This window comes from Henriciella sp., from assembly GCF_029936995.1.
GTDB lineage: Bacteria > Pseudomonadota > Alphaproteobacteria > Caulobacterales > Hyphomonadaceae > Henriciella.
This window is the reverse complement of record NZ_JAPYRE010000002.1, coordinates 469541-489582: the sequence shown is the minus strand read 5'-3', so window position 1 is coordinate 489582 and position 20042 is coordinate 469541. Positions and strand designations below refer to the sequence as shown.

Sequence of the window (20042 nt, the reverse complement as noted above, 5' to 3'; positions counted from 1 at the left end):
TCAGTGCGCGGAGGGGGCTGGGTCCTTCTCGCCGTAAGTCGCAAGGGCCTTGCCGCCATCCAGCAACAGCGTCGTGGCAAAACGGGTTGCGCCTTCCACATCGGCCGGACGCCGCTTCAGCATATGATCACCGATTTCGCGTGCAATCCCTATCGCGGCGGCAGTGAGAAATTCCGAATCCTCGAGCGATATGTTGGTTGTCCGCGCGACCTCTTCGAGGTCAATCCGGATCTCATCGAAGATGGCATGCATTTCCGGCGTATCGACGCGTACGCCGATCAGCGCCATATGCGGCGCCCCATCGCGCACAGCCTCTTCATTCTGCGCTTTCAGGAAACTGAAATACGCCCTGTAGGCGGCGCTTATATATTCCTCGAAACTGGTTGCCTGCTCCCGGACAGTTTGCAGGAGAGGACGGAACCGCCGGGTGCTTTGATCGGCAATCGCCTCGAAAACTTCCTCTTTTGACCGGAAGTAATTGTAGAAAGTTCCCGCAGCGAGATCTGTCTCCCGGATGATGTCGCGAATCGTCGTGGCATCGAAACCTATGCGCGCAAATACCTGGCGGGCCGCGGCAAGTATCGCTTGCCTGTTGGCCGCTTTTGTCCGCGCACGCTTGCCGCTGGTTACGCCTGTCTTTGTTGCTATTGCCATGAACTGTCCGCCTTGCCTGAAAACGTAGCAAACAAATTCATGACGCTTCGTCAACTTTGTATGAGTGCATACTGCAGCTACCAGCGGCACCCTGCCTGATTGCGCTCACAGGCTGCCAATACAAGTGGCTATCTTTTCGCCGTCTGCATTCCATATGCCGGAAAGGAAAGCGGGTTACGCGCATTCAGCCCGAAGGAACGCCGGGCATTATCGTAATTGCCGTTCAACACCTCGAAATGGAGGTGAATGCCTGTTGCATTGCCGGACTGTCCCATCGTGCCGAGCGGTTGTCCGAAACCGATTTCGACCCCCGGACGAATCCCCGGCGCGAAACGCTCCAAGTGTGCATAGCGGGTGAAAATGCCCTGCCCGTGATCAATCACGACATTATTGCCAAAACCACTGCCATACTCGGCTTCACGGATTATGCCCGGCGCAGCTGAATATATGGTTGCCGGGAGCGGGGCTTTCAGATCAAGTCCCTTGTGGGTGCGTCCGAACCGCCTGCCAAAGCCGGATGTCATGCAGGCATTATTGACCGGCACGGGCGTCATCACGACCTTCCCATCGACCAGCACAACCGGATTGAAATTCATCACCCGGTTGCCGCTGTCGGCCTCAAAGGCATTGGTTATGGTCGCGTTCGGACAGAGATAGAGATTGGCATCCGGCTGGAATGGCCCCTGCTCGGCCTTGACCGACGCCGTCGTTGAAATGGCCGTCGGCGGTCTGACCCTATCCGGCGAGGAAGCACACCCCGCACTCAAAAGCGCAAGCAGCAAACAGACTGGCGCAAGATATCTCATAGCAGCGTTCCATGGCTTTGACGGGTTCAGGCAGGTGCCTTCGCCCGTTTCCGCCCCCGCTCTATTTCTTTCATGAGATCCTTTACGTAGGCGTTAAAATCCACCTGCATTGTATGACGCGGTGCATCGTAGAAGTGGCCAAGGTGGAATTCCTCGTCTTCCTCGATGATCTGCCACATCTCATCGCGCGTGGGCAGCTCATAGTCGCCATTGATCTTCGCCGCGCAGAGTTTTGACTGCTGCTCAGCGAAGTTCACCAGGGTCGGCAGGGGCTGGGCGAGCCCCAGGAAGAACAGGTTTTCATAACCCGGCCGGACCATGCGCTTGAACAGCTTGATCTTGTTGTCCTTGGGCAGGATTTCCGGATCTTCAAGGAACGGGAAGCTGACATTGTAACCCGTCGCCCAGACGATCGCATCTATCTGTTCGCGCGTTCCATCCTTGAAAACGACGCCATCGCCGTCGAGACGCTCCATCGCGCCCTTGGGGTGGATATCGCCACAACCGACACGGGTCAGGAACTCGCCGGAGACCGACGGGTGAGCATCAAGCGGCTCATGGTCAGGCTTTGGAAGGCCATAATCTTCCATACGCCCGACCCGTTTCTTGATGGCGGCACGTGCGAGCTTGCGTCCGATCTTTGCTGGCATCCAGCCCGGCAGGACGGATTTATCGGCCGGCTCCCCATTCATGTATTTCGGCAGGACCCAGACGCCACGCCGCATGGAAATAAACAGCCTTTCGGCAATCGGGCGCTGGGACAGCTCTGAGGAAATATCCATCGCGGAATTACCCGCACCAACGACAAGAACGCGTTTGCCGCGAAAATCATAGGGTTCGAACGGATCGCGATAATGATGGGAATGGACCTGATGGCCGTCGAACTCGCCGGGATAATCCGGCGTACGCGCGTCCCAGTGATGGCCATTGGCCACGAACAGCCACTCATACTCACGGGTCTCGCCTGTAGACAGCGTCACCGCCCAGCAGCCATCCTCCTTGCGTGTGGCCTTCTCGACCTTGGTGTTGAAAGTGATCGTCTCACGCAGGCCGAAATGATCGACATAGTCGTTGAAATACTGCAGCAGCTGTCCGTGATGGGGAAAATCCGGCCAGTCGTCCGGGACCGGGAAATCCTCGAAGGCGAGCCGCCATTTAGACGTGTCGATGTGCAGGCTCTGATAGCAGGAAGAAAGCCCGTTGGGGTTGCCATAATACCAGTTGCCACCAATGCCGTCCGACATCTCGAAACAATCATACGGAATGCCGTAATCCTTGAGCCGCTTGGCCATGGTGAAACCGGAACAGCCTGCGCCAATAATGCAGGCCTTGCCTTTGGACTGTCCGTCGAATGCCAATTCATACCTCCCGTGGCGCGATGTATTGCGCTCTTTTGAAGGGATGGTATCGACGCTTTCGAGATCGTCAATTTCACGCAACGGAAGCAGGCCAGCCAGATGTCAGATGCAGAAGAGGGCAAGGACCTTCTTTTCAGGGCGATGCAGCAGAATGCGTCGAGAATCATGACCAGCGTCCCCTGGGCGAAAGCGTTGGGGTTTGAGCTGACCAGCATCGAACAGGGGCGCGCCTTTGCAAAAGTTGCCTGGCGGGAAGAACTGGTCGGCGATCCCGATTCAGGCGTGATTCATGGCGGTGTGCTCACGGCCCTGCTCGACAATCTGTGCGGCGTCGCGGCTAATACCGCGCTTAGTGAACCCAAGTCTATGGCCACGCTGGACCTGCGCATCGATTACATGCGCCCGGCAGAAAAGGGCCGGGACATACTCGCCGAAGCCGAATGTTACCACGTCACCCGTAATGTTGCTTTCACGCATGCCTGGGCCTTTCACGACAACCGGGAAAAAGTCATTGCGACCGCAGCAGGCGCCTTCGCCCTGAATGACATCACCCGGTGGGCAAGCGGAAACCAGGCCGTCGAGATGGCTCAGGCGATGCTTTCGGAGAAATCGTCATGAGCCGCGCTGGCGAACTGCAAGGCTTTCTGGAGCGAACACCCTTCGCACGTTTTCTCGGTATGCGCTGCGAAATCATGGGCGACGAAATGACCACAGTCCTGCCCTTCCAGGAGAAATTCATAGGGAATGCAGCGATTAATGCCCTGCACGGCGGCTGCACGGGTGCCTTTCTGGAACTGACTGCCATGGCGCAGGTTTTCCTGCTGACAGACCTTCAGCGCCCGCCCAAACCGGTCAACATCACGATCGACTATCTGCGCTCGGCCAAGGGCGAGGACCTTTATGCCCGCGCTATCGTGCACAAACTCGGCCGTCGCATGGCCAGCGTACGGGCTGAAGCCTGGCAGGCCGAGCGGGACAAGCCAGTTGCAGGCCTACAGGCGCATTTCCTCGTCGCCGAGAGCACCTGAGCTGCCAGACGCACGGTCAAGGCTCACCGACAAGGCATAAAACCCGGTGGCGGCAAGGCTGAGACAGGCGCACGCCATAAAGGCGGCCTCATATCCGCCAAGCCCCCGCACAAGTTCCAGCCGGCTCGCGCCAAAACTCGTGCCAAGGTTCAGGAGCGCCATGAATATGGAGAACTGTGTTGCCGCCACACTCCCCCGCGATTGCCCCATGGCAATTGCATAGGTGCATACCGACATCAGGACGAAGAGCACGCTATAGACAAGCAGGTACGCGAAATAGAAATCCGGTGAGCTCCATTGCCAAACGGCCAGTCCATTGATGAGCGCCATCCCGGCGAGTGCACCCCCCAGCGCCTTCATCGGACCGACCTTGTCGGCCAGCCAGCCGGACACGAAGATTCCGAAAAGCCCCCCCGTCATGTCGGCCAGCGCATCACGGTTTGTAAAAAGCTCGCGCTCCCAGCCCAATTGCTGCACAGCAAGCGCCGGTGAGAAAGCCGTCTTCAGGCCGTAAGCCGTAAACGCAAGCAGGATACCTGCGGCGAGCGTGAGACTGGCCGGTTTGCGCATCGCTCCAATGACGTTGCGCACGAGCGGCCACCACTGGCGCAATTGACGCTCCCGCGCGGCAGGGGCCGCCTCACCCCTGGTCCAGGGCAGCAATTTCTCCCCGGCACGTTCGCGTAGCAGGATGGGCAAGAGCATGACAACGGCCACGAAAAATGCGGTCACGAGCGCTGCCATTACATGGCCCTCCTCCCCGATGAGCCTACCGCCGACAAAGGCAAAACCTGCCGTGCCTAGCGTCTTGCCGCCCCACATCAGGCCATTGGCACTGGCACGTTCCTCCTCATCGAGAATGTCGATGGCCATCCCGTCAATGGCGACATCCTGGAACGCGCCTGCAAAATTCACCGCGAATCCGGCAGCGGCAAACCAGTAGAGGCTCTCGGTTGGCGATGTCAGGACAGAAAACCAGATCAGGCTCGAGACCAGCAGGAGCTGGGCAATGATCAGCCATGGCCGTTTGCGTCCCATGGGCAACCAGGTGAACCGGTCCATCAGCACGCCGTTGAAAAGCTTGAAGCTCCACGGCAGCAGGATGATGGCGACATACCCACCAATCGCTTCCGCGCTTACGCCCTGCGCGGCAAACCAGGCCGGAATCGCTATGTAGAGAAGGCCCTCCGGCGCCCCCTGCGCGGCATAGAGCAGCATCAGACTGCCCAGCCTCAGCGGGCGATTATCGCTGAGCGCCGGGAGGCCGGGTTTAGTCCTCACAAATTTTGCCGCGGCGGGCGGCGGAGTTTTGGCCGCTGGCGAGGCGCGGGCGCGCAGGAAGGCCGAGACCTTTCAAGCGGCGGCAACGCAGCCAGAGGGCAAAAGATCGCTGTCCGCCGCGGCCCGCTCCGGACGCCTCGACAGTCTGAGCGGCGGTCTGCTGCATCAAGCCGCCTGGACGGGCATGTGCCCGCCCGGCGCGTCTTTCATTGCATCCCTTGCTCATCCGATTGCCTCCGCAACAAAATTTATGAGGACTAAACCCTACCCGCCGTCGTTCCAGGCGATACGATAGAGATCGAACCGCCGGTCACGGAGATTGCGCACGGTCCCCTGTGAACGGGCCCAGGAAAGATCCGTCAGATCAAGATCGGCCATGACAACCGCTTCGACATTTTCGGAAATCTCTGCAGCAATGCCTTCACGCGCGAATGAGTAGTCGCAAGGTGTCATGATAGCCGACTGGGCGTAATTGACGTCCATGTTGGCAACATTCGGCAGATTCCCCGTACAGCCTGAAGTCACCACATAGAGCTGGTTCTCGATGGCGCGCGCCTGACAGCAATAACGCACACGCAGGTGCCCCTGCCGGGAGTCCGTACAGAACGGCGTGAACAGGATACGCGCGCCCTCGTCGGTGAGGCGGCGGGCCAGTTCAGGAAATTCCGAATCATAGCAGATCAATACGCCGATCGGGCCGCAGTCTGTCGGGATAACATCGACGGAGTCGCCGCCCTTGATGTTCCACCAGTGACGTTCGTCCGGAGTCGGATGAATTTTTTCCTGCGCATGGACTGACCCGTCACGCAGGAAAACATAGGCGACATTCTGGATATCGCCGTCATCGGTCCGCGTCGGGTGCGAGCCACCGATAATATTGATGTTATAGGAAATCGCGAGTTCGCGCATTTCGTCGATGAAGCGCTGTGTATACCGCGTCAGCGCCTCGATGGCTTCGGCAGGAGAGAGCTTGCGTTTCTCGAAAGCCAGCAGCTGCAGTGTGAACATTTCCGGAAAAACTACGAAATCGGCCCGCCTGTCTGAACAGACATCGACGAAGTACTCCACATTGTTCATGAACTCTTCAAAACTGCTCACTGCGCGCATCTGAACCTGTACAGTGGCCACACGCACGGATTCCTTTATCGAGTATGTGATCTTCTGTGACTGCTTGATTTCCTCCGCATACGGATTGTGCCAGACCATATGCGTGGCGTGGCCGCCTGAATCCTTGTCTTCAAGCAGGTAGTTGCGCATCACCCCGATCGGCTCGAATCCATTGCGCATGTGAAAGCGGATGACGGGGTCTGTGATTTTCTGGGCGCGGACGGCTTCGACATAATCCTCTGGCTGGGGATAGGTCTTTTTCCGGCGCCGCCATCCAGGCATACGTCCGCCAAAGACAATGCCTTTCAGCTCCCATGATTCACATAGTTGCTGGCGCGCATTGTAAAGCCGCTGGCCGATACGTGTACGCCGGATATCCGGGTCAACGCAGACTTCCATTCCATAAAGCCACTCGCCTTCAGGATCATGGCGGGCGGCGTAGCCATTACCGGTGATCTCGATCCAGTTATGCGGCGTCATGGCGAGGTCTTCGCTCACCAGGAAGCTTGCGGCATAACCGACAACCTCGCCGTCATATTCGACAAGGAACTGGCCTTCGGGAAAGGCCGATATCTGCCCGCGCAGCATGCCCGGCGTGTAGCCGTCAGCCGGCCGGCCATAGGTCTTGAGCACCAGCGCTGCGATTTTCGGCACGTCATCAAGTGTCGCATTGCGTACGACGACAGATGCCTTCGTTGTCTGGCTGGGCATCAAGCCTCCTTATTGAATTGCAAGCCTCTCACCTAAGAAGGACCAACGAAGCGTTTTGGCAAGGGTTCCGGTCTCAGGCCGCCTCGCCGACAAGCCGGGCAATCTCGTCGGCATAGCGGCCGGCTTTCTTTTCCCCGACGCCGGAAATCGCCCGCAGGCTATCCTGGCAGGCCGGGCGCTCCTGCGCGATGGCGGCAAGTGTGCGGTCATGGAAGATGACATAAGGCGGCACACCCTTGGTCTTGGCTGTGTCGAGACGCCAGGTGCGCAAGGCATCGAACAACTCCCGGTCACGCGCAGAAAGTTCGAGTGACATATCAGCGCTTGCCGCCCGTTCACGCCTGCGCCGCTTGCGTACATTCGGGTCACTGCGCAGCCAGACTTGCGCATCACCCCTGAAGAGGGCCTTCGCAGCATCTGCATCCGGCACGATGATAACCGGACGCATGACATCGCCGCCCTCAGCCAGCAGGCCGGAGAAAAGCAGCTCATCGAACACCGCATTCCAGCCCTGCTTGGAAAGATCCGTACCAATGCCATAGGTCGAGAGCGTCTGCAGGTCCTCATCAAAACCATCTTTCGCCTGCCCCAGCAGGTGAATAATGAGCCGCCCCCGCCCGATGCGCTGTCCGCACCGGATAACCGCCGAAACGGCCATCTGCGCAAACCGGCTCGCGTCAAAGCCGTCCGCGGGATCACGCTGGCAGTTGTCGCAGTCTCCGCAGGGAGTGACATCCGCCTCACCGAAATAGCGCCGCACCGCCGCGCGCCGACACTCAGTTCCATTAAAGAACGCAAAGAGTTGCCGGGTCTTCGTCAGTTGAACACGCTTGACCTCTTCGGCCGCGTCGCTGTCCACAGTCCAGCTGATCGAGCGGCGCATGTCGGCCGGCCCGAACAGGGCAAACCCCTCCGCAGGTTTGCCGTCACGACCAGCCCGTCCAACCTCCTGCCAGTAGGCTTCCAGCGTCTTTGGCGGGTCAGCGTGGATGACGAAGCGCACATCCGGCTTGTCGACCCCCATGCCGAACGCCACCGTCGCACACATGGTCAAGCCGTCCTCCAGCAGGAAGCGCTGCTGGCGTTCGGCCCGCACCTCTGCATCAAGTCCGGCATGATAGGCAAGCGCGGGTATCCCGGTCCGCTCCAACGCAGCGGCCAGCGTCTCGGTGCCATCGCGCGTGGCGGCATAGACGATACCGCTTTCGCCCTTGTGGGCACGGACCAGCGCAATCACACGGTCTGAACGTCCGCCCGCTTTCGGCTCGGCACCAAGCGTCAGATTCGGCCGGTCAAAACTGGCGACATGCGTTGCGGGATCTGTCAGAGCCAGCTGGGCGAGGATATCCTCACGCGTGCGCTCATCAGCTGTCGCCGTGACCGCAATGCGGGGAACGCCGGGAAACATCTGCTTCAGCCGCCCGAGGGCGCGATAATCCGGGCGGAAGTCATGGCCCCACTGACTGACGCAGTGGGCCTCGTCGATCGCCAGCATGGACACAGGCAGCCGGGTCAGTCGTCCGGCGAGCCCAGTCGAAAGGGCTTCCGGGGACAGGTAGAGCAGGTCCATCTCACCCCGTGCGGCAGCTTCCAGCGCGGCTGTCTTGGCCTCGAAAGACATGGAGGAGTCCAGACGCTCAGCGCGCACACCAAGCACTTTCAGTGCATCTACCTGGTCTGCCATCAGCGCAATCAGGGGGGAGACAACAATGCCGACGCCCTCGCGCAGCATGGCCGGGATCTGGTAGCAAAGCGACTTGCCGCCGCCTGTTGGCAGGACGGCCAGCACATCCCGACCCGCCATGACATCATCTATGACGCTGGCCTGAAGACCGCGGAAAGCCTCATACCCATAGACACGCCGAAGCATGTCGAGTGGCGTTTCTCCGGTGTCAGATAATGCAGCATCACTCATGAGCGATCTGTGCCGGGAGTCGCGCGCCGCGCGCAAGCACGCTCAGGCGGAAACCGCTGTTATCGCCGCAAGCGCATCGACCATGAAGGTATGACGGCGCGCCACGGCTTCCGCATCCCTTGAATAGCCTCCGCCCAACACGCCGACGACCGGGACACCGTGACGTGCGCAAGCCTCGGCCACACGCAGGTCGCGGCTCCTCAGCCCGTCATCACTGAGTTGAAGGTGGCCGAGGCGGTCATCGGCGTGCGGGTCGACACCCGCATTATAGAAAACGAGGTCCGGCCTGGCCTGCGCAAACACCTGCCCGATCAGATTGTCCAGCGCTTCGATATAGGGGCCGTCACCTGCACCTTTTGGCAGACCAACATCAAGGTCTGAGGGTGGTTTCTCGCGCGGCCAGTTGTCTTCGCAATGCAGGGAGCTTGTGAAGACACGCGGCTCTCCGGCAAAGATCGCAGCCGTGCCATCCCCGTGATGGACATCGCAATCGATGACCGCGACCCGGGAGGCAAGCCCCTCTTCAATCGCAAGGCGGGCTGCCACGGCAACATCATTGAAGACGCAGAAACCCGCCCCGCCTTCGTAATGAGCATGATGGCTACCTCCGGCCAGACTGACAGCAGCGCCATGCTCTAGCGCGAGGCGCATCGCCAGACAGGTGCCACCGACCGAGGCCCGGGTCCGCGCAGCGATGGCAGGTGTCATCTCGAATCCGATCCGGCGCGCTGTCTTTTCTTCTACCGAGGAGGTCAGGACGGCTGTGACATAGGCCGGGTCATGCGCAAGATGCAGCCAGCTCTCCGGAGCGTGGGCAGGCACAGTGAAACTCGCGCCGCGCTGGCGCAGCAGGTCGGCGACCAGAGTATACTTCCGCATCGGGAAGCGGTGAGCATCCGGCACGCTGATGGCGTCATAATCGGCATGGTGCACAATCGGCAGGGACATGACTTCAGGAGGTGTCGCCACACTGGAGATTGTCAAGCGTGTCAGCGCCCAATATGCCACGGGCGATGACTGCTCAGCCTCTCTCACGCAACAAGGTCATGGGCCTTGCCGTGCCAGTCATGCTGGCCCAGGCGGCAACCGCCTCGACCGGTGTCGTCGATACGGCCGTCATGGGGCTCTATGGCACGAAGTTCGATCTAGGTGCCGTAGGCGTCGCCGCCGTGGTCATGAACTTCCTCTATTGGGCGTTCGGCTTCCTGCGCATGTCGACAACCGGCCTCACTGCACAGGCCTCAGGCGCGGAAGACCGGATCGAGGTTGACTCAGTCCTGCAACGCGCCCTGCTGCTCGGCGCTGCACTCGGTCTTGCGATCCTTCTCCTGTCGCCGCTTCTACGCCTTCTTGTCTTCGAGCCGTTCTCTGCCGGCGAAGAAGTGAAGTCACTCGCGAGGGAGTATTTCGACGCGCGTGTCTGGGGCGCACCTGCCGTGCTCATGGGATACGGTATAACCGGCTGGCTGCTCGGCACGGGCCGCACCGGGCAGCTTCTGGCGTTCCAGATCGTGATGAACGGCACGAATGCCGCGCTGGATATCTGGTTTGTCGCCGGGCTTGGCTGGGGGCCGGCCGGCATCGGCGCAGGTACGGCGATTGCCGAATGGGTCGCGCTTGCCTTCGGACTGGTCATTGTGCGTGGCAGGCTTGTGCGCTCACAGCACCTGTTTGACCGCACCCGCCTCGCCGCGCTCATCAACGCCAATCGCGATATCCTGATCCGGACCCTGGCGCTGCTCTTCTGTTTTGCCTGGTTCGTAAATTCTGGCGCGAGCCTTGGCACAGCCACACTCGCGGGCAATGAAGTCCTCCTGCAATTCGTCAGCGTTTCCGCCTTCGTTCTCGATGGCTTTGCCTTCGTGGCGGAAAAGGAAATCGGTGAAGCCTATGGTGCACGAAACCGGGCGCGGCTGATGCGGGCCATGCGGCTGACGACAGAACTCGCCTTTGCCTTCGGCGTACTGATCTCGCTTGCCTACTTCGTCGGCGGGGGCTGGCTCATCAGCAATTTCGTCGCCGACCCTGAAGCCCGCGCGGTCGCGCTCGCCTTTCTGCCTTTCTGCGCCGCCGTCCCCATAGTCGGCCTGCCCTGCTGGCAACTCGACGGCTTCTTCCTCGGCGCAACACAGGGCAAGGCCCTGCGGAATGCCGGTGTGATCTCTTGCCTTCTCTATGTCGGGACAGACCTGCTGCTCAGGCCCGCTTTCGGGAATGCAGGCGTCTGGTCGGCCTTCATGACAATGTATATCTGGCGGGCTCTGGCACTCGGCGCTTACATGCCTGCGCTTCTCAGGCAGACGCGCGAAAGTCAGCCCCGACAGCCTGCTCGACAGACGTGAAGCCATCGGCATGAAGCCGCGCGGCCAGCTCACGGTTGATCTCGGCGACCAGTTTCGGCCCATGATAAACGAGCGCGGAATAGAGCTGCACGGCGTGCGCCCCGGCCCGGATCTTCGCATACGCCTCTGCGCCGCTGGATATGCCGCCCGCCCCGATAAGGTCGAACTCGCCCATCAGCTCAGATGCAAACTCCCGCAGGACCCGCGTCGAGCGCTCGAACAGCGGCGCGCCTGAAAGCCCGCCTGTTTCCGATCTATGCGCACTCATTAGCGTGTCCGGCCGCTCAACCGTCGTGTTCGAGATGATCAGCCCGGAAAGCCAGTGCCCCGGCCCGCGAACGGCCTCGATAATATCGCCAATGGCCGCTTCATCGAGATCCGGCGCAACCTTCAGGAAGACCGGTTTCCAGTCATCTTCCTCCTCAAGCCGCCCTTCGGACGCCAGCTCCACATTGAATTCCATCTGCGCTTTGCTGACAGCACCGCCACACCGCTCCAGCAGCTCCTGCAAGGCCCGCTTGTCCTGCAAGCCTCGCAGGCCCGGTGTGTTCGGAGACGATATGTTGATCGTCATGTAGCGGGCATAGGGGTACACCGCTTTTATACCAGCCTGGTAATCAGCGATCCGGTCCTTGCTATCCTTGTTGGCCCCGACATTGGCGCCGATCGGCGACAAACGGTTTTCCGCCTTGCGCAGGCGTGCCGTGAAGGCCCGCAGCCCCTCATTGTTAAAGCCCATCCGGTTGATGACAGCATCATCCTTGCCGAGCCGGAAAAGGCGCGGCTTGGGATTGCCCGGCTGGGGCTGTGGCGTAACAGTCCCGCATTCGACAAAGCCGAAGCCGAAGCGCAGCATCTGCTCGAACACTTCAGCATTCTTGTCGAACCCGGCTGCGAGCCCGACAGGGTTGAACAGGTGCAGCCCCGCATTGGGCAGCCTGACTGGGATATTCCACTGAAGCGGGCTGACTCTTGGCAGGCCGATTCCCGCTTTCAGGCCTTTTATCGTGGCCTTGTGCGCTGCTTCCGGCGGCAGCAGACGCACAAGCCGTGTCGCAAGGTCTGTCGCAGCCATCAGCGCAGCGCCTCTGGAAGTTCAGGAAGACCATCCGAATCCTGCGCGAGCACCCAGTGGCGGGTTGCCTCCGACAGGCGCAGCGTATCGTAAAGATGCGGGAAGAGCTGGCCGCCGCGCGATTCTTCCCACTTCACATGACCGCCGAGACGTTCTGCAATAAACTCGTAAAGATGCACCCCATCGTGGCCGGCATAGTGTAGCGCCAACGTCTCGCGCACCTGGTCTTTCGCTGAAAGATGCACATAGCCATCCACCGCATCCAGGTCGGTATCGGTATGGCCCAGTTCGACGGCACGCGCATGGTCGTCTGCGCCAAGGATTTTATAGACATGTGTCTCAATGATCATGGAAAGGCTTGAAACAGGCTTTTGACATTCCGACAAGATACTGACTTGCTAGGTATTTATTCCCATGATAGGAATGGCATAGACTTTGGAGCAGGCAACCATGCGTCATACAGAAGTCTGGGCCGGAATTGACCGGCTGGCAGAGCGCAACGGCCTCAGCCCTTCCGGGCTTGCCAAGCTGGCCGGGCTCGATCCGACGAGCTTCAACCCGTCCAAGCGCCAGAGCAAGGACGGGCGCCCGCGCTGGCCTTCATCTGAAAGCATTGCACGCGCGCTTCAGGCTGTCGGTGCCGGCATGGATGATTTCGCCGCCCTGATCGAAGGCCGGCGAGGCGCAACTGCACCGCTGATCGGGCTTGCCCAGGCCGGGGCTGACGGCTTTTTCGACGATGCCGGTTTTCCCGTCGGCGGCAGCTGGGACGAGGTACGTTTTCCAGGCCTGGGCGACGAGCCGGTCTATGCACTGGAAATTTCAGGCGACAGCATGGAGCCCGCCTACCGGGCCGGGGACCGGATCATTGTTGCGCCAGGCGCCCAGCTGCGCCGCGGCGACCGTGTCGTAGCGAAGACCACGGATGGTGAAGTCATGGCCAAGGTGCTCGGCCGCCAGACCGAGCGTCATGTGGAACTTGTTTCCCTGAACCCCGATCACCCCGACAGGACATTCAAACCTTCTGACATCCTGTGGCTTGCACGCATTCTCTGGGTCAGCCAGTAGCCCCTTCGCCTTCGCAACCGCAGCACATTATACGCTTGCCCTAGGGACAATCCGTGTGCAAACCCATGACCCTTATGGACTGGGATAAACTGAAATCTTTTCACGCTGCGGCAGAAGCCGGCAGCCTGACGGCCGCGGGAGAACGTCTGGGCATTTCCCAGTCAGCCGTCTCGCGTCAGATATCGGCTCTTGAAGAACAGCTTGGTGTATCGCTTTTCCAGCGTCACGCCCGTGGGCTGGTTCTTACTGATGCCGGGCATACACTGCATCACTCGACCATGGACATGGCCTCCGCCGCACAATCGGCCCATGCAGCCCTGCGCGACCAGCAGGACGTCGCCCAGGGCGACCTCGTGGTTACAGCCCCCGTTGCTTTCGGATCGACGTGGCTGGTGCCGCGCCTCGGCAATTTCATCAATTCCCATCCCGACATGCGGATCGACCTGCGTCTAGATGACGGGGAGACCTATGACCTGCTGAAGCTGGAAGCCGAGTGCGCCATCCGGCTATGGGCGGCTGACAAGTCAGACCTGATCCAGCGCAAGCTTGGCACTGTAGCGACCAACCTCTACGCCTCACCGGAATACCTGAAACAGCACGGCACACCACGCACGCCGCAGGACCTCGATAATCACCGCATCATTGGCTATGGCACGGAAAACAAACCTCTTGACGCAATGAGCTGGGCCCAGCGTGTGGGACGGGATGACACCCTGCCGCGCAAGGCCACGCTTATGGTCCGCAACGTTCCAGCCATGCTACGTGCCGTCGAAGCCGGTGTCGGTATCGCAGACCTGCCCGATTACATGGCGAGCGCCGTGCCACGGCTGGTCAAGATCCTGCCCGAGCACACAGGCCCGGCTTTCGATCTATTCTTTGTTTATCCCAGTGATTTGAAGCGCTCCAAGCGCATCGCCGCCTTCCGGGACTTCCTGACAGCAGAGGTCGACGCCATACGGCGGGAGAATCTGCAACTTCGCGCCGGCTAACCCACGAAGGCATGCACAAACGCATGCCTTTCTTACTGAATCGCAACTTGGCTTTCAGCGGCTGAACCCCTAGATGCCGCCGTAAGCCTAGGTTCCGGCGATAAGCACATCATCCTCCGATTGTGCGTTTCCTCCCTCCAAATAGGAACCGAACTTAAAAGGCCCGGCGCGATTATTCGCTGCCGGGCCTATTTTTTATATTTTACAGAAGCCTAGAGGCTGGACCGCAGCATCCAGGCTGTTTTCTCAGCGGCCGCAGCGCGCTGGGTCAGCAGATCAGCAGTCGCCGCATCATCGCCAGCTTCGGCAATCTTCACCCCTTCTTTCGCAACCTGCGCAAGCATTTCGTGACCGCGAACAAGGTTGGAAATCATGTCCTCGGCATCCGGCACACCATTGTCCGGCTTGATTGTCGCGTGAGCAACAATCTCTTCGCTTGAAGCAGGCGCAAACTCACCAAGCGTACGGATCCGCTCAGCCAGATCGTCCAGCGCCTGCCAGAGTTCGGTATACTGCTCCATGAAAAGCTCATGCAGCGCCTTGAAACGCGGGCCAGTGACATTCCAGTGATAACCGTGCGTCTTGAAGTAAAGCGCATATGTATCACCAAGAACCTTGCGAAGGGCTTCGATCGATCCGGCCCGGTCCTGTTTATCAAGTCCAATATCTACAGACATGGATCAGCTCCTTTAAGATTAGCATTCTTATGAGCTGAATATGGGCAAGCTGGAACAGGCATCCCAATTGATATTGAGATGCCTGCGCATAAATCTATTTTATATTGAAATTGATTTTCATTTACGGGATCTATTTCAGACCTGCGCAGAAACGCTTGATCCGTGTCATGGCTTCTTCGAGCGCCTCAGTCGAGGTCGCATAGGAAATACGGAAAGCCGGTGACAGCCCGAAAGCCTCACCGAACACCACGGCAACCTTTTCCTCTTCCAGAAGGGCCGAGGCGAAATCCTTGTCGGAACCGATCTTCGCGCCACCAGGCGATGTCTTGCCGATCACGCCTGCACAGCTCGGATAGACGTAGAAAGCCCCTTCCGGTGTCATGCAGCTCAGGCCCTCGCAGTCATTCAGTGCCTTCACGACGAGATCACGGCGCGACTTGAAGACATCATTACGTTCCTTGAGGAAGGCATGGTCTCCATTCAGGGCCGCAACACTTGCCCACTGGCTGATCGAACAGGGGTTGGATGTCGACTGGGACATGATCTTGCGCATCGTATTGATGAGCTTCTCGGGGCCACCGCAGAACCCGATCCGCCAGCCTGTCATCGCATAGGCTTTCGAAACACCGTTCATAGTGAGGGTGCGATCATAGAGACCCGGCTCCACCTGTGCGATCGTCCAGTAGTCGAACCCGTCATATACCAGATGCTCATACATGTCGTCGGTGAGGATCCATACCTGCGGATGCTTGAGCAGAACGTCAGCAAGCGCACGCAGTTCGTCCTTGGTATAAGCTGCCCCAGTCGGGTTCGATGGGGAGTTCAGAACCAGCCACTTGGTTTTCTTCGTGATCGCTTTTTCCAGCGCCTCGGGAGAAAGCTTGTATTTGGAATCCGGCCCGCAGGGAATGAAAACCGGATCGCCGCCTGCAAGACGCGCCATGTCCGGATAGCTGACCCAGTAAGGTGCCGGCACGATCACCTCATCGCCGGGATTCAGCGTTGCCGTGAAAGCATTGAAGATCACCGCCTTGCCGCCGGGCGACACATTGATCTGCGCAGGCGTGTAATCGAGATCGTTATCGCGCTTGAACTTGGCGCAGATCGCTTCCTTCAATTCTGGAATGCCGTCTGCCGGGGTATACTTTGTCTTGCCATCATGGATGGCCTGGATTGCCGCCTCCTTCACATGATCCGGCGTGTCGAAATCCGGCTCGCCTGCGCCGAGCCCAATGACGTCGATGCCGGCTCTTTTCATTTCGCCTGCCTTGGCCGTAACGGCCAGAGTGGCTGATGGCTGAACGCGTTCGACTGCGCGGCTCAGTTCGATATCGGATGCCATGGAAGGAACTCCTTTTCTTATTGCCGCATGCATAGGTCCCGCTGCGGCGCAGCGCAAGCGCTCCGCGCCTTGCCGGAACATGTTTCGGCGAGCGGTAATTTGCCACAAGATTTTTACCGCTCTTTCGTCTTGTTACATTACCGTACGTGGATCGATCTGGACCCGTTGAAACGGTAATGATTATGCTGAGAGATGTAACCACAGGCACGTTCGAGACGTTTTTCAAACGCCTGAAACAAGAAGCACACTATTATGCTGACCAGACAGCGTTGTGGTTTCAGCGCCGCAGCGATGGCGAGCAGATCATACTCGTCTGCCTCTTCATACTGCTGCTTCTCTTCCTCATCGTGAATATGTCCCGCCGGGGCAAGGATCCCGGCAGCACGGGACGCCAGTTTGGCGGCTCGGTGGTGCTCGTCATGGTCTTTGCCTTCGCCCTCGGCCTGATGATTGACACCGGCGCGGGGAGCCTGTCCTTCCTTTTCCAGTGACAAGTTCAGCAATAATCTAGGCGGCGGGGCCAACAGCGCCTAGACTTGGACCATGCCGGATACCGCTTCCTCACAGCCTGCCCGTCGCGGCGTCGATGTGATCAAGGACAATCTGAAACGCCTGCCCGCCAAGCCGGGCGTTTACCGCATGTTCGGCACGAAAGATGAAGTCCTGTATGTCGGCAAGGCCCGCAACCTGAAGGCCCGTGTGTCGAACTATGCCCGGCTCGGCGGACATACCCAGCGCATTGCAGCCATGATCGCGCTTACTGCGCGCATGGAATTCGTTGTCACAGAAACAGAGACAGAAGCGCTGCTGCTCGAGGCCAGCCTGATCAAGTCGCTGCGCCCGCGTTTCAACATCCTCCTGCGTGACGATAAATCCTTCCCTTACATCCTGATCCGTCGTGATCATGACTATCCGCAGATCCTGAAATACAGGGGCTCCAAACAGGACAAGGGGGACTATTTCGGCCCGTTTGCCAGCGCGAATGCTGTGACGCGCACCCTGGACACGCTTCAGAAGGCCTTCCTGCTGCGTACGTGCGAGGACAGCGTTTTCACCGGCCGCACACGCCCCTGCATGCTGCATCAGATCAAGCGCTGCTCTGCACCTTGCGTGGGGCTCGTTTCACAGAAGGAATACGACCATCTCGCCGGACAGGCCGCTGATTTTCTGAAAGGCAAGAGCGGCGCCCTGCAGGATGAGCTCGCCCGCGAGATGGAAACGGCTGCCGAAGAAATGGACTTCGAGCGCGCCGCCAGCCTGCGCGACCGCATCCGTGCGCTTGCCCATGTCCGGGCCCAGCAGGATGTCAATCCAGATGGCATCGAGGAAGCCGACATTTTCGCCATCGCCATGGAAGGCGGCCAGTCAGCCGTACAGGTCTTCTTCATCCGCGCCGGGCAGAACTGGGGGGCAACCATCCACTTCCCGCGCCACGAGAAGGAACAGGACGCCGCTGAAATCCTGTCAGCCTTTCTTGTCCAGTTCTACAACAAGCGCCCGCCGCCCAAACTCATCCTCACGAATGAGGCCCCGGACCAGAAAGACCTGATCGCTGACGCCCTGGAACTGAAAGCCAGCCGGGCAGTAGAAATTCGCACCCCTCAGAGAGGCGACAAGCGTGAACTCGTCGCCCAGGCGAGCCGAAATGCCGCCGAGGCCCTCTCACGCAAGCTCTCAGAGACGGCCAGCCAGGAACGCCTGCTCAGGGATCTCGCCAAGGCATTTGATCTCAAGACCATGCCAAAGCGTATCGAGATCTACGACAACAGCCACATACAGGGCTCGAACGCGGTCGGCGGCATGGTGGTCGCCGGGCCGGAAGGCTTCATCAAGGGCCAGTATCGCAAGTTCAACATCAAGGACACGGCAATCGAGCCTGGCGACGACTACGGCATGATGCGCGAGGTCATGCGGCGGCGTTTCAAACGCCTGCTCAAGGAGGCCGACGAAGCAGGCACATCCATCGACAGCCTCGAAACCTATCCCGACCTTGTCCTCATTGATGGCGGGCTCGGCCAGCTCAGCGCGGTTCTGGAAACGCTGGAAGAGCTCGGCCTTGGCCCGGACGACCTGACACTTGTCTCCATCGCCAAGGGCCCTGACCGTAATGCTGGACGGGAAAAATTCTTCCGCCCGCGCGGAGCTCCCTTCACGCTCCCGCCAGACACTCCCGTCCTGTATTATCTCCAGCGCCTGCGTGACGAGGCTCATCGCTGGGCCATCGGGGCGCACAGGTCAAAGCGGTCATCCGACATCAAGAGTTCGCCACTGGATGAGATTGACGGCATCGGCCCGGCGCGCAAGAAAGCATTGTTACATCGTTTCGGCTCTGCCAAAGGTGTTTCGCGTGCGAAACTGGCTGATCTTGAAGACGTCGAGGGTATCAATCGTGGCCTCGCAGAGAGAATTTATGGCCACTTCAATCAGGGCTGAGGTGCATGTCGCTTAAATGGCTGCCGAATACCGTAACAATCCTGCGTTGCGCACTGGCGCTCGTGGTCGGCTACATGCTGCTCGAGATGGATGGCGATATCCGCAGCGGCCAGACAGCCGGGGGGTGGCTCTTCCTGCCTTTTGCGGTCTTCGTTTTCACCGCCGCTACCGACTGGCTCGACGGCGCACTTGCCAGAGCGCTGAATGCTGAATCGCGTTTCGGGGCACGGCTCGACCCGATTGCCGACAAGCTATTGGCCGCCTCCACGCTCGTTGCGCTGGCTTACATGGAACGCTGGGCCTGGTTCATCCTGCTGCCTGCCCTTGTCATTATCGGACGCGACTTCCTGATGACGGCTGTTCGCGAAGCGATGGGAAATCCTTCAACACTGAAAGTCAGCCCGGCCGCGAAATGGAAGACTGCCGTCGTTCTGACCTCGCTTGCCAGCGTGCTATTGGGAATCGCATTCAGCTATCTGGCCGCAGGGAGTGACCCGTATTCAGTCCTGTGGGTCATCGCCCGAACACCCTGGATCGTGGGAATGCTGGGCCTGTGGATCGCCGCAGTCATGTCCGTGATGACGGCGACAAACTATGTCTCCGCGCTCGCCAGGGGGTGATATGCAGGACTACCAGTGGCCGTCGTTTGGCCCCTGCGCATAAACCTCACGCAACCGTCTGGCCGTGCCCGGCGTAATATCTTCAGGCGGATTGACCGGATCTGCCCAGATAACTTCCGAAATTTCACCTTCGCTATCGCTCCTGCACGCCTGCCAGCGACCGGCCGGTATGTGATAGAGGACCACATGATCGTTCGCGAACACGCGATGGTTGGAATAAATGCCTAGCAGTCGAGGCACTGGAACAGGCTGCACACCGGCCTCTTCGGCCAGTTCGCGTATGAGGGCCTGCATCGAGGTTTCGCCCTTCTCGACGCCACCTCCCGGGAAATAGAGCCCGCGCGTATAGGTGTGCCTGACTAGAAGAACCTCTCCCTCCTCATTCTCCACGATGCCGCGGACACCCAGTGTCATCGACCGGGTCAGGCGGAACCAGGACTGGAAGAGGCGGGTGCGTACAGACGCCACGTTATGTCACTCCTGTGAAATGAGGGCTCGCCAAAGCAGAAAACACAGTCTATCAAGCGCCGCAACGCAAGGACTTCAGGGGAGCTAGACATGTTTGCACTCATCGCGATTGGCGTGACTGTCCTCATATTCGGGCTGTTGAACTTCATCGACTATCGCCGTCTGGAC

The 20042-nt window shown here is 59.5% G+C and carries 20 protein-coding genes; 8 read left to right on the top strand and 12 right to left on the bottom strand.

The window, feature by feature from the left end:
* From Q1K31_RS06720 to Q1K31_RS06710, 3 genes are all read right to left on the bottom strand, one after another.
* On the bottom strand, positions 1-654 hold the full coding sequence (locus Q1K31_RS06720) for a TetR/AcrR family transcriptional regulator (RefSeq protein WP_300378078.1): 654 nt from the start codon (positions 652-654) through the stop codon (positions 1-3).
* Between the two features lie 128 nt (positions 655-782).
* A complete protein-coding gene (locus Q1K31_RS06715; protein WP_300378075.1) occupies positions 783-1460 on the bottom strand; it encodes a M23 family metallopeptidase in 678 nt (225 codons plus the stop codon).
* 26 nt (positions 1461-1486) lie between these two features.
* A complete protein-coding gene (locus tag Q1K31_RS06710; protein ID WP_300378072.1) occupies positions 1487-2818 on the bottom strand; it encodes an NAD(P)-binding domain-containing protein in 1332 nt (443 codons plus the stop codon).
* 99 nt (positions 2819-2917) lie between these two features.
* On the opposite strand from Q1K31_RS06710, the gene Q1K31_RS06705 reads away from it, so the two are divergent.
* Together Q1K31_RS06705 and Q1K31_RS06700 are read left to right on the top strand one after the other, a co-directional pair.
* A complete protein-coding gene (locus Q1K31_RS06705) occupies positions 2918-3436 on the top strand; it encodes a PaaI family thioesterase (protein WP_300378070.1) in 519 nt (172 codons plus the stop codon).
* Positions 3433-3846 (top strand): PaaI family thioesterase, encoded by a 414-nt coding sequence (locus tag Q1K31_RS06700; RefSeq protein ID WP_300378068.1) that lies wholly within the window; start codon positions 3433-3435, stop codon positions 3844-3846. The genes Q1K31_RS06705 and Q1K31_RS06700 overlap by 4 nt, the downstream gene beginning before the upstream one ends.
* Here the strand turns inward: Q1K31_RS06700 and Q1K31_RS06695 are convergent.
* The 4 genes from Q1K31_RS06695 to Q1K31_RS06680 form a co-directional block, all read right to left on the bottom strand.
* The gene (locus Q1K31_RS06695) at positions 3811-5064 is read right to left on the bottom strand and encodes an MFS transporter (RefSeq protein ID WP_300378066.1); all 1254 of its coding nucleotides are present in this window, start codon (positions 5062-5064) and stop codon (positions 3811-3813) included. The genes Q1K31_RS06700 and Q1K31_RS06695 overlap by 36 nt on opposite strands.
* Before the next feature lie 327 nt (positions 5065-5391).
* Positions 5392-6945 carry a carbon-nitrogen hydrolase family protein gene (locus Q1K31_RS06690; protein ID WP_300378064.1) on the bottom strand — a complete coding sequence of 518 codons (1554 nt, stop codon included), beginning with the start codon at positions 6943-6945 and terminating at the stop codon, positions 5392-5394.
* A gap of 73 nt (positions 6946-7018) precedes the next feature.
* On the bottom strand, positions 7019-8860 hold the full coding sequence (gene recQ / locus Q1K31_RS06685) for a DNA helicase RecQ (protein WP_300378062.1): 1842 nt from the start codon (positions 8858-8860) through the stop codon (positions 7019-7021).
* A 42-nt stretch (positions 8861-8902) separates the two neighbouring features.
* A complete protein-coding gene (locus tag Q1K31_RS06680) occupies positions 8903-9844 on the bottom strand; it encodes a histone deacetylase (protein WP_300378060.1) in 942 nt (313 codons plus the stop codon).
* A 29-nt stretch (positions 9845-9873) separates the two neighbouring features.
* Here Q1K31_RS06680 and Q1K31_RS06675 point away from each other — a divergent pair, with 29 nt between their 5' ends.
* Positions 9874-11202, top strand: coding sequence for an MATE family efflux transporter (locus tag Q1K31_RS06675; RefSeq protein WP_300378058.1), 1329 nt, complete (start codon positions 9874-9876; stop codon positions 11200-11202).
* On the opposite strand, the gene Q1K31_RS06670 is transcribed toward Q1K31_RS06675, so the two are convergent.
* Positions 11153-12277, bottom strand: coding sequence for a quinone-dependent dihydroorotate dehydrogenase (locus Q1K31_RS06670; RefSeq protein WP_300378056.1), 1125 nt, complete (start codon positions 12275-12277; stop codon positions 11153-11155). The two genes, Q1K31_RS06675 and Q1K31_RS06670, sit on opposite strands and share 50 nt — an antisense overlap.
* Positions 12277-12627, bottom strand: a complete 351-nt coding sequence (locus Q1K31_RS06665; RefSeq protein WP_300378054.1) for a DUF952 domain-containing protein — start codon at positions 12625-12627, stop codon at positions 12277-12279. Before Q1K31_RS06665 ends, Q1K31_RS06670 begins: the two co-directional genes overlap by 1 nt.
* A 100-nt stretch (positions 12628-12727) precedes the next feature.
* On the opposite strand from Q1K31_RS06665, the gene Q1K31_RS06660 reads away from it, so the two are divergent.
* Positions 12728-13345, top strand: coding sequence for a helix-turn-helix transcriptional regulator (locus Q1K31_RS06660; protein ID WP_300378052.1), 618 nt, complete (start codon positions 12728-12730; stop codon positions 13343-13345).
* Between the two features lie 74 nt (positions 13346-13419).
* Positions 13420-14334 (top strand): LysR family transcriptional regulator, encoded by a 915-nt coding sequence (locus Q1K31_RS06655; RefSeq protein WP_367187538.1) that lies wholly within the window; start codon positions 13420-13422, stop codon positions 14332-14334.
* 212 nt (positions 14335-14546) lie between these two features.
* Here Q1K31_RS06655 and Q1K31_RS06650 read toward each other — a convergent pair whose 3' ends face one another.
* Both Q1K31_RS06650 and Q1K31_RS06645 read right to left on the bottom strand, forming a co-directional pair.
* Complete coding sequence (locus Q1K31_RS06650) at positions 14547-15011, bottom strand: Dps family protein (RefSeq protein ID WP_300378048.1); 465 nt, start codon at positions 15009-15011, stop codon at positions 14547-14549.
* Between the two features lie 130 nt (positions 15012-15141).
* On the bottom strand, positions 15142-16353 hold the full coding sequence (locus Q1K31_RS06645; RefSeq protein WP_300378046.1) for a pyridoxal phosphate-dependent aminotransferase: 1212 nt from the start codon (positions 16351-16353) through the stop codon (positions 15142-15144).
* Between the two features lie 176 nt (positions 16354-16529).
* On the opposite strand from Q1K31_RS06645, the gene Q1K31_RS06640 reads away from it, so the two are divergent.
* From Q1K31_RS06640 to Q1K31_RS06630, 3 genes are read left to right on the top strand one after another with little or no spacing between them, the layout of a single operon-like run.
* A complete protein-coding gene (locus Q1K31_RS06640; RefSeq protein WP_300378044.1) occupies positions 16530-16844 on the top strand; it encodes a hypothetical protein in 315 nt (104 codons plus the stop codon).
* Between the two features lie 52 nt (positions 16845-16896).
* A complete protein-coding gene (gene uvrC, locus Q1K31_RS06635) occupies positions 16897-18786 on the top strand; it encodes an excinuclease ABC subunit UvrC (RefSeq protein WP_300378042.1) in 1890 nt (629 codons plus the stop codon).
* Between the two features lie 5 nt (positions 18787-18791).
* Positions 18792-19406 (top strand): CDP-alcohol phosphatidyltransferase family protein, encoded by a 615-nt coding sequence (locus Q1K31_RS06630; RefSeq protein ID WP_300378040.1) that lies wholly within the window; start codon positions 18792-18794, stop codon positions 19404-19406.
* Between the two features lie 9 nt (positions 19407-19415).
* On the opposite strand, the gene Q1K31_RS06625 is transcribed toward Q1K31_RS06630, so the two are convergent.
* Positions 19416-19874, bottom strand: a complete 459-nt coding sequence (locus Q1K31_RS06625) for an NUDIX domain-containing protein (RefSeq protein ID WP_300378037.1) — start codon at positions 19872-19874, stop codon at positions 19416-19418.
* Positions 19875-20042: the final 168 nt, after the last annotated feature.

Coding starts and splice junctions, on each gene's coding strand:
- Q1K31_RS06675 (WP_300378058.1), top strand. CDS start 9,874: ATGACTGCTCAGCCTCTCTCACGCAACAAGGTCATGGGCCTTGCCGTG.
- Q1K31_RS06645 (WP_300378046.1), bottom strand. CDS start 16,353: ATGGCATCCGATATCGAACTGAGCCGCGCAGTCGAACGCGTTCAGCCA.
- recQ (WP_300378062.1), bottom strand. CDS start 8,860: ATGAGTGATGCTGCATTATCTGACACCGGAGAAACGCCACTCGACATG.
- Q1K31_RS06690 (WP_300378064.1), bottom strand. CDS start 6,945: ATGCCCAGCCAGACAACGAAGGCATCTGTCGTCGTACGCAATGCGACA.
- Q1K31_RS06715 (WP_300378075.1), bottom strand. CDS start 1,460: ATGAGATATCTTGCGCCAGTCTGTTTGCTGCTTGCGCTTTTGAGTGCG.
- Q1K31_RS06640 (WP_300378044.1), top strand. CDS start 16,530: ATGATTATGCTGAGAGATGTAACCACAGGCACGTTCGAGACGTTTTTC.
- Q1K31_RS06650 (WP_300378048.1), bottom strand. CDS start 15,011: ATGTCTGTAGATATTGGACTTGATAAACAGGACCGGGCCGGATCGATC.
- Q1K31_RS06720 (WP_300378078.1), bottom strand. CDS start 654: ATGGCAATAGCAACAAAGACAGGCGTAACCAGCGGCAAGCGTGCGCGG.
- Q1K31_RS06665 (WP_300378054.1), bottom strand. CDS start 12,627: ATGATCATTGAGACACATGTCTATAAAATCCTTGGCGCAGACGACCAT.
- Q1K31_RS06660 (WP_300378052.1), top strand. CDS start 12,728: ATGCGTCATACAGAAGTCTGGGCCGGAATTGACCGGCTGGCAGAGCGC.
- Q1K31_RS06630 (WP_300378040.1), top strand. CDS start 18,792: ATGTCGCTTAAATGGCTGCCGAATACCGTAACAATCCTGCGTTGCGCA.
- Q1K31_RS06700 (WP_300378068.1), top strand. CDS start 3,433: ATGAGCCGCGCTGGCGAACTGCAAGGCTTTCTGGAGCGAACACCCTTC.
- uvrC (WP_300378042.1), top strand. CDS start 16,897: ATGCCGGATACCGCTTCCTCACAGCCTGCCCGTCGCGGCGTCGATGTG.
- Q1K31_RS06695 (WP_300378066.1), bottom strand. CDS start 5,064: ATGCTGCTCTATGCCGCGCAGGGGGCGCCGGAGGGCCTTCTCTACATA.
- Q1K31_RS06705 (WP_300378070.1), top strand. CDS start 2,918: ATGTCAGATGCAGAAGAGGGCAAGGACCTTCTTTTCAGGGCGATGCAG.
- Q1K31_RS06655 (WP_367187538.1), top strand. CDS start 13,420: ATGGACTGGGATAAACTGAAATCTTTTCACGCTGCGGCAGAAGCCGGC.
- Q1K31_RS06670 (WP_300378056.1), bottom strand. CDS start 12,277: ATGGCTGCGACAGACCTTGCGACACGGCTTGTGCGTCTGCTGCCGCCG.